The following is a 14,168-nucleotide window of genomic DNA, read 5'->3' on the forward strand; positions in this document are numbered from 1 at the left end:
GGGGATCACCAGGTCCTGTCGCGCACAACCACACCCCACTCCCGTCTCGTCACCTCACCCACCTGCGGTTTCACCAGATCTTGTCGCGCACCGCGCTCACCTCCAGTGGGTCGCGTCACCCCGGTAGCGGCTGACATCGACACAGGTCACCATTACTGTGACCCTCCGTCCGGACGCCGTGACGGTCCGGGGCAGACGGTCGTGAGGAACCATGGGCAGAGCGCGTTCGACGTCGTCGGGCGATCGACGCTGGTCACTATGGTCCCTGCCGCGGCCCGCCCTGGTGTACGTGCTGTCGGTGGATCTGCTGGCCGTCCTCGCGCTCACCGCCGCCACCGGGTGGCCCGTGCCCGCCGACTCGTGGACCCCGTTCGCCGTCCTGCTCGGCTGCGCCGCGCTGCACCTGCACAGCTCCCGCTGGATCGAGCGCGTCCGCCGCGACCACAGCCACCTGCCGCACGTCGACCTGTGCAGCATCTGGATCCTCGCCGGCGCGCTGGTGCTGCCGCCCGCGCTCGCCGTCGCGCTCGTCGTGCTGATGTACGCGCACCGCTGGTGGGTCGTCGGCCGCTGGGACGCCTCACGCCCACCGCACCGCAACGTGTTCACCACGTCGATGATGGTGCTGGCCACGCTCGCCGCGAGCACCGTGGCGGACCTCACCGGCCTGCGCGGGCACCTGCGGCTCGGGCAGCCCGACGGCCCGCTCGACCTCGTCGGCCTGGTCGGCGCGGGTGCGGCGCAGTGGCTGGTCAACACCGCCCTGGTGGCCGGGGTGATCCTGCTGACCGTCCGGCCGCGCTCGGTGCGCGACGCACTCGGCAGCGCCGGGGACAACCTGCTCGAAGCGGGCCAGCTCGCGCTGGGCGGGTTCGTCGCCCTCGCCGTGGCGTGGTGGCCGGGGTTCGCGCTGCCGATGGTCGCCGCCGCCGTCGCCCTGCACCGCACCGTGCTCATCCACCAGTTGGAGCTGGCCGCCCGCACCGACACCAAGACCGGCCTGCTCAACGCCGAGGCCTGGCACCTGCAGGCCACGCTGGAGCTGGAGCGCACCCGCCGGCAGCCGCCCGGCGCGCGGGTCGGCCTGTTCATGATCGACGTCGACCACTTCAAGGACGTCAACGACACCCACGGCCACCAGGCCGGCGACCTGGTGCTGCGGCGCATCGCGTCGGCCCTGGAGAGCGCGGTCCGGCGCGGCGACGCGGTCGGCCGCTTCGGCGGCGAGGAGTTCGCCGTGCTGCTGCCCGGCGTCGACCACGAGGAGGCCGTGGCCGTCGCCGAGCGGATGCGCTCGGAGGTGCACCGGGTGCTCGTGGACGTCGGCGACGGCGACGTGGTCGGCGGGCTCACCGTCAGCATCGGCATCGCGGTGTGGCCCGAGGTCGCCGAGGACACCGTGTCCGGGCTGCTCGCGGCGGCCGACTCGGCGCTGTACGAGGCCAAGCGGCTCGGCCGCGACCGGGTGCGGACGGCGGGCGGGCACCGCCACGCCCGGTGGACGCCCGCAGCCCGCTCCGAACGCCCCGGGGTGTAACAACCGCGACTACCCCGGCGGATCTGCTACAGGTCGAGCCCTCCGGTGGCGTAGTTTCTGCCCGCCACCTCCTTCCACCCGGTGGACACTCCTCGCTTGCAAGGGTCGTGAGCCAGTGGACCTCGGTGCTCCGCACGGAATCCGCTTCCGCTTCGAAGCGGGGCTGCTGCGTGCCGTCCTGCTCGACGTGCACGGCAAAGCGCCCGTCGACGCGGGCGAGGAGCTGACCGCCGAGGCGGGTGCGCGCGACCTGCTGGTCGAGGAGACCCGGGACGGGCACGTGCGCGCGGTGCTGCGGCAGCGGTTCGACCTGCCCGCGCCCGCCCGCTGGCGGCTCGCCGTGGCCGCGCCCGCCACCGCCACCGCCGACGGGGTGTCGTTCGCCCTGCCGGACGCGGTGACGCTGCTCGTGTCCGGTTCCGCGCCGTGCGAGGTCGAGGACGGCGGGGTGGTCGTGCGGCTGCCCGCGGGCCGGTCCGACCTGGACGTCACGGTGATCAGCGAGCCCGTGTTCCCGGTCGGCGACACGGTCGTGGTGTGCCGGCCGGACCAGGTGCGCGAGGCCGCGGTCGTGGTGTCGTGCCTGCCCGCGGACCGCGTCACCCCCGTCGTCGCGCTGCGGCCCCCGGACTCCTCCTCGCACCGGCACGACCGGCTGCTGACCTCCCTGCTCGCCGCCACGGGAGTGCGCCGCGCGGTGTTCCTCGCCGATCCCGGGGACGCCGGGCCGGACGCCGACGTGGTCCCGGACCTGCCCGAACGCCTGCACCTGCCGTGCGAGGACCCCGTCGGGCTGACCGCCAAGGCGTGGGAGGTGCTGCGCGGCGGCGAACCGGAGCGCACCCTGGACGTCGCGCCGGACGCCGACTTCGTCGCCGCGCTGTTCACCGCCCTGCGCACGGGCGCGGCGCTGCGCGTGGACGACGGCGCGCCGCCCGTGCCGTTCGACGAGCACGACCCGGACGACGGCGACGAGGCCGTGCTGGTCGAACGCACCGGCGGGGTGGACGACCTGGTGGCCGCGGTGTACGCGCACCACCGCGGCGCGCGGCTGGTGATCACGCCGGAGCCGGACCTGGCCGAGGTGCGCGCGGTGGTGGCCGAGGAGCAGGAGCGGGTCACCGCGGCCGCCGGTGCGATCGGCGACGCGGTGAAGGGCATCGGGTTCGTCGAGGCGCTGTGGCGGTACCTGTCCTCCGGCGGGCACGACCCGTACGCGGCGGTCGAGGCCGTGGTCACCGCGCAGGTCCCCGCCGAGGCCGTCGACCGGGTCGGGGACCGCCGGCTGACCGCGTTCACCACCGGCCTGCCGTACTCGTTCGTGCACACCGGGGACGTGAGCTGGGCGCGCAAGCCGATCGGGCACGTGGTGGCCGACCCGACGCTGGTCGTGCTCACCGAGCTGCACCGGGCGGGCGTGGCGCGCGAGCCCGGCGCGTTCAGCGTGGTGGTCGACGCCGGCGCGTTCCGCGAGGCCCCGGAGACGACCGCGTCGCTCGGCCACCACACGCACCCGATCGTGCTGTCCCGGCAGGACGCCTCGCCGAGGGTGCTGCGCGACCTCGTCGCGGACCTGCCGGTCGAGCTGGTGTTCTTCAACTGCCACGACGCCGACGACGCGATCGCGCTGGGCGACGACACGCTGCCCGACGACGACCTGCCCGTGACGCTGCGGCACCGGCCGATCGTGTTCAACAACTCGTGCCGCTCGTGGACGCGGCTGGGCCGCGAGTTCGTCCGCGCCGGCGCGCGCGGCTACATCGGCACCCTGTGGACCATCCCGCCCAACCTCGCCGCCGGGTTCGCCCGCACCGTCGTGCGACGGCTCACCGCCGAGGAGACACCCGCCGCCCGCGCCATCGTCAACACCGGCACGCCCGGCGGCATCGAGCGGTCCTACCTGTACGTCGGCACGGTCAACGGCAGGCTGGACGAGTGGCGCGACCGGTCCACCACCGACGCCGAGGCCGCGCTGACCGGGTGCGAGCTGCTGGCCGCCGCCGCCCGCGACCGCGCCGACCCGCTCGCACCCGTGCTGCACCGGGAGCTCACGGCGCTGCGCGAGGTCGCCGAGACCGGCGAGGTCACCGACAGCCCGTCCTACGCGGACGTGCTGCTGGCCGAGCTGGAGCTCGAGGACGACGACGAGCGGGCCGCCGTGCTGGTCGAGCGGGTCGACGCCGTGCTGACCGGGCTCGACCTGCCCGACGACGAGCTGGAAGCCCGGTGGGCGACCAGGTTCGAGCTGACCGGCGCCCGGTTCGAGCGGCGCGGGGAATACGGGGCCGCGCTCGCGGACTTCGAACGGTGTGTGGGCTTGGGCGACGCGTGCCGCGACCGAGCGGACGTCCTGCTGCGGATGGCGAGGCTGCTGATGCGCGAAGGCAGAACCGACGAAGCCGGCCAGGCGGCGCGGTTGGCGTACGACGACCACCGCGCCCGCCGGGACGGACCGGGGCGGCTGGAGTCGATCACCGTGCTCGCCGACCTCGGCGACCCCGACCCCGACACCGCCCTGCGCTACGCGGTCGAGGGCCACGACCTGGCCGAGGAGCTGGGCGACCGGGCCCGGCAGGCCGCGTTCGCGCTCGCCGAGTGCGACCGCCGCCGGGAGCGGGGCGAGTCGGCCGAGGCGATCGAGGCCGGGTCGCGTGCCGTGGAGCTGTTCCGCGCCCTGGGTGACGACCGGCAGGAGCTGGCCGCGCTGCGCCGGCTCGGCGCGTGCCACCGGGACCGGGGCGACCTGGAGACCGCGCAGCACTACGCCGCCGTCGGCCTGGCCCGCGCCGAGCAGGTCGGCGCGGCGGCCGAGGTGGCGTCGTTCCACGACGACCTGGGCGGCGTGCTGACCGCGCGCGGCGAGCACGGGCCGGCGTTGGGGCACTACCGGCACGCGGTGTCGAAGCTCGTCGCCACCGGAGCGTGGGAGCGCGGCGCGGAGCTGCTGCCGCACCTCGCCGTCGGCGCGGTCCGGGCCCGGGACCCGGAGGCGTTGTGGACCGCGGCGCTGAGCGGCGGCCTGATCTGCGAGGTCGCGCCGCGCGAGGTGTGGGCGTCGGTGCTGCCGCTGGTGGTCGACTCGATGAAGCGGGCGATCGAGACCGGGCCGCTGGAGCTGACCCAGCGGGGCATGACCGACTTCGCCAGCGCGGTCACCGCGGGCCGGCGCGAGGACATGCCGTTCCAGGTGGGTCTGCTCGCGGACGTGGTGGTCGTGCTGCTGGCGTGGCTGATGGACCGCGTCGACGCGCACATCCGCGCGTTCGCCCGCGAGCTGGACCGCACCAGCGGCGGCGTGCTCGACCTGGTCGGCTACGTGTCCGTGCCCTACGCCGACCGGGCCCGCGACCCCGGGCCGGGCCGGTCGCGGACTACCAGTGGCGGCCCGCGCTGAGGTCGGTGAGCTCCGGCCGGGACAGGTGCAGCACCCGGAAGCGGACCTCCGCGTCCGGCGCCGCGCTCCACAGGCTGAAGTGCACCAGCTCCCAGTTCCGGGGGTCGATCGCCAGCGCGGTGCTGTGCAGCGCCGGGTCGCCCTTGAGGGACGTGAGCTCGGCGAGGGCCTGGTCGATCGCCTCGGCCGGGTCGCCGGACGCGGGCAGCCGCCAGGTGCGCTTGGTCGCCTCGGTGGGGTCGGCGGCGGTGCCGCGTTCGAAGGCGAGACCGGTCCAGTGCTGCACGGTGGGTCGGCCGAAGTCGGTGACGATGCCCCGGAACCCCGGACCCCACAGGAAGCTGTTCATGCCCTCGACGGTGCGCCACAGGTAGAACGGGGCGTACTGGTTCACCGGCGACCCGTCCACACCGCGTTCCCGCACGCAGTAGGCCTTCAGACCCAGGCCGGGGAACCCGTCCAGCGCCGAGCCGCGCGTGGCGACCCTGGTGCGGATGACGTCCATGTCGTAGTCGGCGGGCAGGGTGATCTCGTAGTGCATCGCGTGCATGGTCAGTTCCCCCGGTAGGTGGCGGCGGTGCGCGGGTAGAGCTCCCGGTACGCCGGGAGCCGGCCCCACGGCGTGGTGACCGACTCGGCCCGGAGCAGGCCGTGGACCAGAGCCCGGGCGAACACCGCGCGGGCGGCGGCGAGCAGTAGGTCGACGTCGCCCGCGTCGTGGGTGCCGGTCGAGGTGGCGAACACCGTGTCGCCGTCGGTCAGGCCGTGCGCCGGTCGGACGGCGGCCGCGAGACCGTCCTGCGCGGCGTTGGCCAGGGCGAACAGGTGCGGCAGGCGGGCGTTCGTGGCGACCGCGCCGATGACCGTGTTGAACGGCGGCGCGTGGCCCTCGACCCGGGCCGCGGCCAGGTCGTCGCCCTGGTAGGTCGGGAACTCGCCGGGCAGCCCGAGGTGCGTGGCGAACGGCAGGCCGGTGTCGACGTCGACCGACGGGCCGACCGCGTTGAGCGCCGCGACCGCGCCGACCGCGACGCCACCGGGCAGCACGGCGCTCGCCGTGCCCAGGCCGCCTTTCAGCGTGGCGTTGAGCGCACCCGTGCCCGCGCCGACGTTGCCCTGGGCCACCTCGACGCCCGCGTTCCGCACCGCCTCGGCCCCCTCCTCCGCCCCCGGGCGGGCCGAGAAGTCACCACCGCGCCCGAGGTCGAACAACGCGGCGGCGGGCACGAACGACCCCACCTCGCGCGCCGCCCCGTCCGCCGCCGCCAACCCGTACGCACTGCCACCGGCCAACACGACACCGCGCACCTCGCGCCCGCCGTAGCGCGGGTCGAGCGCGGCGGTGTCCCGCGTCGCCGGCGCACCACCGCGGACGTCCACGGTGGACACCGACCCGGCCGGGAACAGCACCGCCGTGACACCGGTCAACGCGCCGCCACCGATCCGCGTGGCGTGCCCGACCAGCACACCCGGCACATCGGTGATCGCGTTCCGCACGCCCCGATGGTACGACCGGTCCGACCCGGCGTGATCAGTCGGTCGTGAGCAGGCGGCCACCCAGCTCGCGGACGACGGAGGCCAGCAGGTCGACGTCCTCCTCCGTGGTGCGCCAGTTGACGATCGCCGGGCGCAGTGCGACCTTGCCCCGGTAGACCGTGGTGCCCGCGTAGACCCGGCCGTCGTCGATCAGCGCCTCGCCCAGCTCGCGGTTGAGGTCGTCCAGCTCGGATTCGGGCACGCCCGGTGGGCGGTAGCGGAAGCAGACGATGAAGACGGTGATCGGGGCCAGCAGTTCCAGGTCGGGGGACTCCTCGATGCGGCGGCCCAGGCGCAGGGCCAGGTCCTGGTGGCGTTCGACCATGGCGCGGTGGCCGGCGCGGCCGTAGGCGCGCAGGGTGGCCCAGAGGGGGAACGCGCGGGCGCGGCGGGAGGATTCCGGGCCCCGCGTGTTGTAGTTGACGAGCTCGTCGTCCGGGTCGGGCAGGTAGGCGGTGTGCCAGCCGCCGAAGGCGCCTTCGAGGGCCGCCGGGTCCCGCACGAAGGCCATGCCGCTGTCGTACGGCACGTTGAGCCACTTGTGGGCGTCCGCGGCCACCGAGTCGGCCCGCTCCACGCCCCGCACCAGCCCGGCGGTGCGCGGGGACACGGCGGCGAACAGGCCGAACGCGCCGTCCACGTGCAGCCACGCCCCGTGGCGCTCGGCCAGGTCCGCCAGCTCGTCCAAGGGGTCGAAGTCGCCGCCGTTGACCTCGCCCGCGTTGCCGATCAGCACGGCCGGCCCCGACGAGGCCAGCTCGCGGTCGAGCGCGTCGACGTCCAGCCGGCCCGCGTCGTCACGGCTCAGCGCCCGCACGACGTCCCGGCCCAACCCCAGCAGTTGCAGCGCCTTGCGGCTGCTCGGGTGCACGTAACCGCTGGAGAACACCGGCATGGGCGGCAGCCCGGCCAGGCCGGCCGCGGCCACGTCCACCCCGTGCCGGCCTGCCCACCAGTGCCGCGCGCACGCCAGCCCGGTCAGGTTCGCCGCCGTCGCGCTCGGCGTCAGCACCCCGCCGTGCGAGGCGGGCAGCCCGAGCAGCTCCTTCAACCACCGCAGCACCACCGTCTCGGCCCGCGCGGCCAGCGGGGAGGTCAGCCACAGGCCGGTGGCCTGGTCCAGCAACGACGTCACCCAGTCCGCCGCCTGCGCGGCCGGGGTCGCGCCGCCGACCACGAAGTGGAAGAACCGGGGCCCGGACGAGTGCGTCGCGGCCCGCGTCCCGATCCGCAGCAGGTCCGCGACGGCGGCGATGGTCCCGTCACCGGTGTCGGGCAGCGGCCCGTCCAGGTCGTCGACCAGGTGGGCGTGCGTGGCGTCGCGCACCGGCAGGTGCGGCAGCGCGTCGAGGTACGGCCCGGCGGCCCGCGCCACCATCCCCAACGCCTCGGCGGCGTCCTCGCGCGCGTTCAGCGGATCACCCATCATGGCAGGGTAGGCGCAGATGACACGACGTGGACAGTTCCAGGGCCGGGCGGTGGACGCCGGGGTGGACGCCTTCCTCGGCATCCGGTACGCGGAGCCGCCGTTCGGCGCGCGGCGGTTCGCCGCACCCGTGCCGACCGACTTCGCGGGTGACTGCCGGGAGTTCGGCCCGATCGCGCCGCAGTCGGCGCGGCTGCCCGGCGCGCCCGTGTGGCGGCCCGGCGACGAGGACGTGCTGAGCCTCAACGTGTGGACGCCGTCCACTTCGGACGGTCCGTGGCCGGTGCTGTTCTACGTCCACGGCGGCGCCTACACCTTCGGCTCCTCGGCGCAGCCCGACTACGACGGGACCGCCCTGGCCCGCGCCGGGCTGGTCGTGGTGACGTGCAACTACCGGCTCGGGTTCGAGGGGTTCGGGCACGTGGCCGGCCACCCGGACAACCGGGGGTTGCTCGACCAGCGGGCCGCGCTGCGCTGGGTGCGGGACAACATCGCGGTGTTCGGCGGTGATCCCGGCACCATCACCGTCGGCGGTCAGTCGGCCGGCGCCGGGTCGGCGTTGTTCCTGGCGGCGTGGGAGCCGGTGCGGCGGGTCATCGCGCACAGCGTGCCGAACCGGTGCTACACGCCGGGGTTCGCCCGACGGGTCGCGGAGTGGATCGACACCGCGACGCCCGAGTCGGCGGTGGCGTCGGCCGACGCGCTCGCCGCCGCGCAGCGCACCGGGCCGTTGAGCCACGATCCCGTGCTGTTCGGGCCGGTCGCCGACGCGCTGCCGCCGGTGGCCCCCGAGGTCGACGCCCTGCTGTGCCACACGGACGTCGAGTACGCGCTGTTCGACGCGGTGGGCACGTTCCGGCCGCCCGCCGACCTGCGCGGGTTCGGCCGCGAGTGGGGCGTCCCGGACCACGTCGTGGCCGCGTACGAGCACTTCGGGGACGCCGCCGTGCGGCTCGCGGGCGACTTCGTGTTCGCCGAGCCCACCACCCGGATCGCCGAGGCGCACGGCCGGGCGTTCCTGGCGCGGTTCACCCGGCCGCCCGCCTGGCACACCGCGGACGTGCCGTTCTCGTTCGGCAATCTCGAGGGCGCCGACTTCTTGATCGGCGGGGCGGCCGGTGACGACGAGCGCGCGCTGTCCCGCCGGATGCTCCGGGCCTGGGTGGACTTCTGCACCACCGGCGACCCGGGCTGGACCGGCGTGCGGTACTGGGGCGACGAGGTGGAGACCCGGCGCGAGCCGTGGCGCGGCGTGGACCTCTCCGCGCCCGTCGACCACCCCGTGCAGCCCGTCGGCTGACCGCTTCACGCACCGCGGGCACCATCTCGTGCGCCCACGTCCCGAGCGCGGCGTCGGTCAGCGGCTCGCGTACCGGGACGTACACGAACGGCGAGCCTGGCGGTGACCGCCGACGACTTCGGCCCCACCGAGCCGGTCCACACCGGCGGCGCGGGCGTGCGGGCCGGGTGCGGCGCCTCGACCCGGTGGAACCCCGCGGGTCATCGGGCGAGTCGCTTCCGGTGAGTGGTTCGCGGTACGAACGAGTATCGCGGCGCGCGTGGCGAAGGCTGTGGGTGAACGGGTGGGCATCGTCACCGCGCGGGTGCGCGCCACGTTCCCGGCGGACGCCGTCTGCGCCGACCCGGCCCGCGAGTCCGGCCTGACCCGGCAGCAGGGGCGGTTGTTGCGCGTGCTCATGCCGCGGCCGTGCGGCAGACGGCGGCGCCGCCGCACCCGCCGCCCACCACGACCACACGACCCGTCCCGAGCACGCTCCCCAGCGATCTGCAGTTCGCCTACGAACCATTCCGGTTCGTAGGCGAACGGACGAACCGCCGGAGGCCTGTCCCCGGATCGTGGTCAGCGCGGGTCGTCGCGCTCCCGCCGCACCGTGACCTTGCGCCCCTTGATGGTCGCGCCCCGCAGCGACGCGATGACCTGCTGCGCCGCCGAGTCCGGCACCTCCACCAGCGAGAACCGGTCGGCGATCTCGATCGCGCCGATGTCGCGGCCGTTGAGCCGCGCCTCGCCCGCGATCGCGCCGACCAGGTCCTGCGGCCGGATGCCCGAGCTGCGGCCCGCGCCGACGAACAGCCTGGTCATGCCCGCGGACGGGCGGCGCGGGCGGCGCGGCGCACCGCGGTCGCCGCCCTCGCGGCCCCGGCGCTCCCCTCCGGCGCCCGACCGCGGCACGTACTCGGGGATCTCCTCCTCGTCCGCCGCCGCGCCGGTGGCCTCGTGCGCGAGCTTGACCGCCGCCAGCGCCACCTCCATGACGTCGAACTGGTCGGTCAGCGTCTCCACCACGACCCGGAAGCTCTCCAGGTCGTCCTCCAGCAGGCTCTCGTGCAGCGCGGCGCGGGTCAGCTCCAGCCGGCGCGCCCGCAGGTCCGCGATCGTGGGGACCTTCTCCATGTGGATGCGCTGCTTGGTGACGCGCTCGATGGTCTTGAGCATGCCGTGCTCGCGCGGCTCGGCCAGGGTGATCGCCACGCCCTCGCGGCCCGCGCGCCCGATCCGGCCGATGCGGTGCACGTAGGACTCCGGCGCGGACGGCACGTTGTAGTTCACCACGTGCGTGAGCTGCTCGATGTCCAGGCCGCGGGCCGCCACGTCGGTGGCCACCAGCAGGTCGGCCGTGCCGTTGCGCAGCCGCGCCATCACCCGGTCGCGCTGCTCCTGGCTGATGCCGCCGTGCAGCGACTCGGCCCGGTAACCGCGCCCGTTCAACGTCTCGGTGAGCTGGTCGACCTCGTCGCGGGTGCGGCAGAACACGATCGCCGCGGTCGGCGCCTCGACGTCCAGCACCCGGCCCAGCGCGGCGGGCTTGTGCGCGCGCGGCACGACGTACGCGCTCTGCCGCACGCGCGGCGCCTCGCCCGGCTCGGCCTGCTCGCGGCCGATCGTGATGCGCACCGGGTCGGACAGGTGCTGCCGGGCCAGCCGGTCGATGCGGCCGGGCATGGTCGCGGAGAACAGCACGGTCTGCCGCTCGGCGGGCGTCTCGGCCAGGATCGTGTCCAGGTCCTCGGCGAAGCCCATGTCCAGCATCTCGTCGGCCTCGTCCAGCACGACGACTTCCAGGTGCTCCAGCTTCAACGTGCCCCGGTTGAGGTGGTCGACCGCGCGGCCCGGCGTGGCCACGACGACGTCCACGCCCTGCTCCAGCACGCGCAGCTGCCGTCCGATGGGCTGGCCGCCGTAGATCGGCAGCACCCGCGCGCCCAGCTCCCGCCCGTAGCGGTGCACCGCTTCGGAGACCTGCACCGCCAGTTCCCGCGTCGGCACCAGCACCAGCGCGAACGGGGCCCGTTGGCCGCGCTCGCCGCCCGCCATGCGCTCCAGCACGGGCAGCGCGAACGCCGCCGTCTTGCCGGTGCCGGTCGCGGCCTGTCCGAGCAGGTCACGGCCCGCGGTCAGCGGCGGGATGGCTTCCCGCTGGATGGGGGTGGGCTCCTCGTAGCCGAGGCCGGACAGCGCCCGGAGCAGTTCGGGGCGCAACCCGAGGTCGGCGAAGCTGGTCCGGTCGTCGGGCTCGTCGTTCATACCGTCAAGTCTCGCTGATCGCCCCTGAACCGCTCGGTGAGGGGGGTCGGCCGCGCCCGTGGCGGGGCGCGGTCCGGCGGTGCGGAACCGGTGGGTCGCGGCCGGGCGCATTCGGCGGCCGGAGTGGCGAAAAAGTGTGCAGCCCACGCCGGCGTTTCGCGGTAACGCTGTGTCGCTTCAGTGCCGTCGTCCGGGCTTCCGCAGTGGTTGATACACGGTTGACCGACGGTGTCACGGCGGTCCGGCTCGTGGCGGACAAATCGGAAATCACGCCCATCCGGCGACGTGAACTATTTTCAAGCCGGCGGTCCGGGAGTGCGCCGCGACCGGTCGGCGGACCCCGGCGGACCGGGTGGACGGCGAACGGAACCGGGGATTCACCCGAAGTCAACACTGGGGCCGTCCGCTATACCTCTCCTATACTTCGCGATCCGCGTCCCCACCAAGGTCAACTCCCCGGTAGCGTGCCGCGGGATCGACACCGAGCGTGAGTGTCCGGCCTGGGGGAGTGGTACGCGTGGCGGTGGACGACTTGGACGGGCACACCGGGCACGACGTCCGGGCGGTGTCCTTCGGCCTCGACGGCGTGTGGTTCGAGATCCGCCTCGGCGCGGCCAACGCGGCCCGGCTGCGGGCCGCCCTCGACCGGTTCGTGCGCGCCGCGCGACGGGTCCCCGGCACCGCTCCGGTGCCGGTACGCAGCGTCGACGCGCACTTGGCGCGGATCGTGCGGCGGTGGGCGCGCGAGCACGGCTACCGGATCTCCGACCGCGGCCGGCTGTCCGCGATCGTGCTGGACGCCTACGACCGGGCGCACCCGCCCCGCCGGCGGTCCGACGGCGCGCGTGTGATCCTCGACCACCCGAAGCACTAGGCGGCGGTGACGCGCCGTAGCCGTCACCGCCGACGGGCCCAAGTTCGATGAAGACGGTAACAGCAGGCGGAGTCCGGGGCTGGCCCGATCGGCGGCATACCGCGACGGCACGTTCCCGGTGGTCCAAATGATATTTCCCCCCATCGAGGCGGGCTGGGCAACATGTCAAACGCTTTAGTCGGGAGATTTCGGGTTCGGCGGCCGGCTACAGCGCGCTCTGCGTCGTCTAGAGACTGGGGGTCGTGACCATGCAGGTGCAGATTCTCGGTGCTGTCGCCCTCGCACGTGAGGATCGTCGGATGGGTGTCGCCGCTCGTCAGGTGCGCACCCTGCTCGCGCTGCTGGCGCTTTCGCCGGGCACCCCCGTTCCGTTCGACCAACTGGTCGAGGAATTGTGGGCGGGTAAACAGATGGGAAACGCCCGCAACGCGCTCCAGGCGAATGTGGTGCGGCTGCGCAAACTGCTGGAGCAGTTCGCCGACGTGCCGGGCGACTGCCTGGTCCGCACGGTGAGCAGCGGCTACGTCCTCGACCTGCCCGGCGGAGCGGTCGACGCGCACCTGTTCCGCGACCTGGCCGACCGCGGTTCCGCCCTCGTGCCGCACCGGCCCGGCGAGGCGATCGACCTGCTGGAACGGGCGCTGCGGCTGTGGCACGGCCCGGCGCTGTTCGACGTGAGCGACGGCCTGCGGTTCCGCATCGAGGCCGCCCGGCTCGACGAGCGCAGGCTCAGCGCCCGCGAGGACCTCATCGCCGCCAAGCTCGCCAACGGCGAGGACCGCGGCGTCGTGTCCGAGCTCAAGCAGCTCGCGGCCGAGTACCCGGAGCGGGAGCGGTTCAGCGAGCAGCTGATGGTGGCGCTGTACCGCAACGGCAGGCAGACGGAGGCGCTGGACGTCTTCCACCACACGCGCAGGCGCCTGGCGAGCGAGCTCGGGTTGGAGCCCGGCCGCGCGATGCGACGGCTCTACCAGGCGATCCTCGTCCACGACCAGGTACTGCTGTAGGAGGCGAAGTGCTGGAGTTCCGGGTCTTGGGGCCGGTCGAAGTGCTCTACGACGGGCAGGAGGTGCCGCTGGACGGGTCGAAACCGCGCACCGTGCTCACCGCGCTGCTCCTCGCCGACAACGGCGCGGTCTCCGACACCCAGATGAGCGATTTCCTGTGGGGCGACCACCCGCCCGCCACGTTCAACGCGCAGATCTACACCTACGTCTCGCGATTGCGCAAAACGCTGCGCCGGGAGGTCGGCATCACCCGCCGCTCGCGTGGCTACGAATTGCGGCTCACCGAGTGCGCGTTCGACTTGCGCGAGTTCGAGCAGGACGCGGCGCGGGGCCAGTCGGCGCTCGCCGCGGGCCAGTACGAGGAGGCGGCGCGGCTGCTGCGCTCGGCGTTGCGGCAGTGGCGCGGCTCGGCGTTGACGGGGGTGTCGGAGCACCTGGCGGACGCCGAGGCGCCGCGGCTGGAGGAGGCGCGGATCGCCGCGCTGGAGAGCCGCATCGAGGCCGACCTGGCGCTGGGCCGGCACGCCCAACTGCTGCCCGAGCTGACCAGGCTCGTGCACCAGCACCCGTTGCAGGAACGGTTCCGCGCCCAGCTCATGACCACGTTCTACCGCTGCGACCGGCAGGCCGACGCGCTCGTGCTGTACGAGGAGGGCCGCCGCATGCTCGCCGACGAGCTGGGCATCGACCCCGGCTCGCTGCTGCGCGAGGTGCACCTGGCGATCCTCACCGCGGACCCCGTGCTGGCCTCCCCGCGCCGCGTCGCGGTGTAGCGCGGGCGGGAGGCCGTATAGCCCGCCGCATAGGCCGGATATAGCCCCGAAAAGCATTCTGGGAACCGGTAGGC

The 14,168-nt window shown here is 74.3% G+C and carries 10 protein-coding genes; 6 read left to right on the plus strand and 4 right to left on the minus strand.

Features of this window, described 5'->3' with window-relative positions:
* Nucleotides 1–211: 211 nt before the first annotated feature.
* Both FHX81_RS36070 and FHX81_RS36075 read left to right on the plus strand, forming a co-directional pair.
* A complete protein-coding gene (locus tag FHX81_RS36070; protein ID WP_141982958.1) occupies nt 212–1,537 on the plus strand; it encodes a GGDEF domain-containing protein in 1,326 nt (441 codons plus the stop codon).
* Between the two features lie 115 nt (nt 1,538–1,652).
* Nucleotides 1,653–4,931 (plus strand): tetratricopeptide repeat protein, encoded by a 3,279-nt coding sequence (locus FHX81_RS36075; RefSeq protein ID WP_141982959.1) that lies wholly within the window; start codon nt 1,653–1,655, stop codon nt 4,929–4,931.
* Here the strand turns inward: FHX81_RS36075 and FHX81_RS36080 are convergent.
* The 3 genes from FHX81_RS36080 to FHX81_RS36090 are packed head-to-tail and all read right to left on the minus strand — an operon-like array spanning nt 4,909 to nt 7,893.
* The gene (locus FHX81_RS36080) at nt 4,909–5,472 is read right to left on the minus strand and encodes a DUF4865 family protein (RefSeq protein WP_246108139.1); all 564 of its coding nucleotides are present in this window, start codon (nt 5,470–5,472) and stop codon (nt 4,909–4,911) included. The genes FHX81_RS36075 and FHX81_RS36080 overlap by 23 nt on opposite strands.
* Nucleotides 5,473–5,483: 11 nt before the next feature.
* Entirely contained in the window at nt 5,484–6,428 is a 945-nt protein-coding gene (locus tag FHX81_RS36085) for a P1 family peptidase (protein WP_141982961.1), read from the minus strand.
* Between the two features lie 34 nt (nt 6,429–6,462).
* Complete coding sequence (locus tag FHX81_RS36090; RefSeq protein ID WP_141982962.1) at nt 6,463–7,893, minus strand: pyridoxal phosphate-dependent decarboxylase family protein; 1,431 nt, start codon at nt 7,891–7,893, stop codon at nt 6,463–6,465.
* Nucleotides 7,894–7,912: 19 nt separating this feature from the next.
* On the opposite strand from FHX81_RS36090, the gene FHX81_RS36095 reads away from it, so the two are divergent.
* The gene (locus FHX81_RS36095) at nt 7,913–9,193 is read left to right on the plus strand and encodes a carboxylesterase family protein (RefSeq protein WP_141982963.1); all 1,281 of its coding nucleotides are present in this window, start codon (nt 7,913–7,915) and stop codon (nt 9,191–9,193) included.
* A gap of 561 nt (nt 9,194–9,754) precedes the next feature.
* Here the strand turns inward: FHX81_RS36095 and FHX81_RS36105 are convergent.
* A complete protein-coding gene (locus FHX81_RS36105; protein ID WP_141982964.1) occupies nt 9,755–11,440 on the minus strand; it encodes a DEAD/DEAH box helicase in 1,686 nt (561 codons plus the stop codon).
* A 517-nt stretch (nt 11,441–11,957) separates the two neighbouring features.
* On the opposite strand from FHX81_RS36105, the gene FHX81_RS36110 reads away from it, so the two are divergent.
* From FHX81_RS36110 to FHX81_RS36120, 3 genes are all read left to right on the plus strand, one after another.
* Entirely contained in the window at nt 11,958–12,314 is a 357-nt protein-coding gene (locus FHX81_RS36110) for an Lsr2 dimerization domain-containing protein (RefSeq protein ID WP_211363656.1), read from the plus strand.
* A gap of 299 nt (nt 12,315–12,613) precedes the next feature.
* Nucleotides 12,614–13,321, plus strand: a complete 708-nt coding sequence (locus FHX81_RS36115; RefSeq protein ID WP_246108140.1) for an AfsR/SARP family transcriptional regulator — start codon at nt 12,614–12,616, stop codon at nt 13,319–13,321.
* Nucleotides 13,322–13,329: 8 nt separating this feature from the next.
* Nucleotides 13,330–14,094 carry an AfsR/SARP family transcriptional regulator gene (locus tag FHX81_RS36120; RefSeq protein WP_141982967.1) on the plus strand — a complete coding sequence of 255 codons (765 nt, stop codon included), beginning with the start codon at nt 13,330–13,332 and terminating at the stop codon, nt 14,092–14,094.
* Nucleotides 14,095–14,168 lie beyond the last annotated feature (74 nt).

Source organism: Saccharothrix saharensis (assembly GCF_006716745.1).
In the GTDB taxonomy this organism is placed as follows: Bacteria; Actinomycetota; Actinomycetes; order Mycobacteriales; family Pseudonocardiaceae; genus Actinosynnema; species Actinosynnema saharense.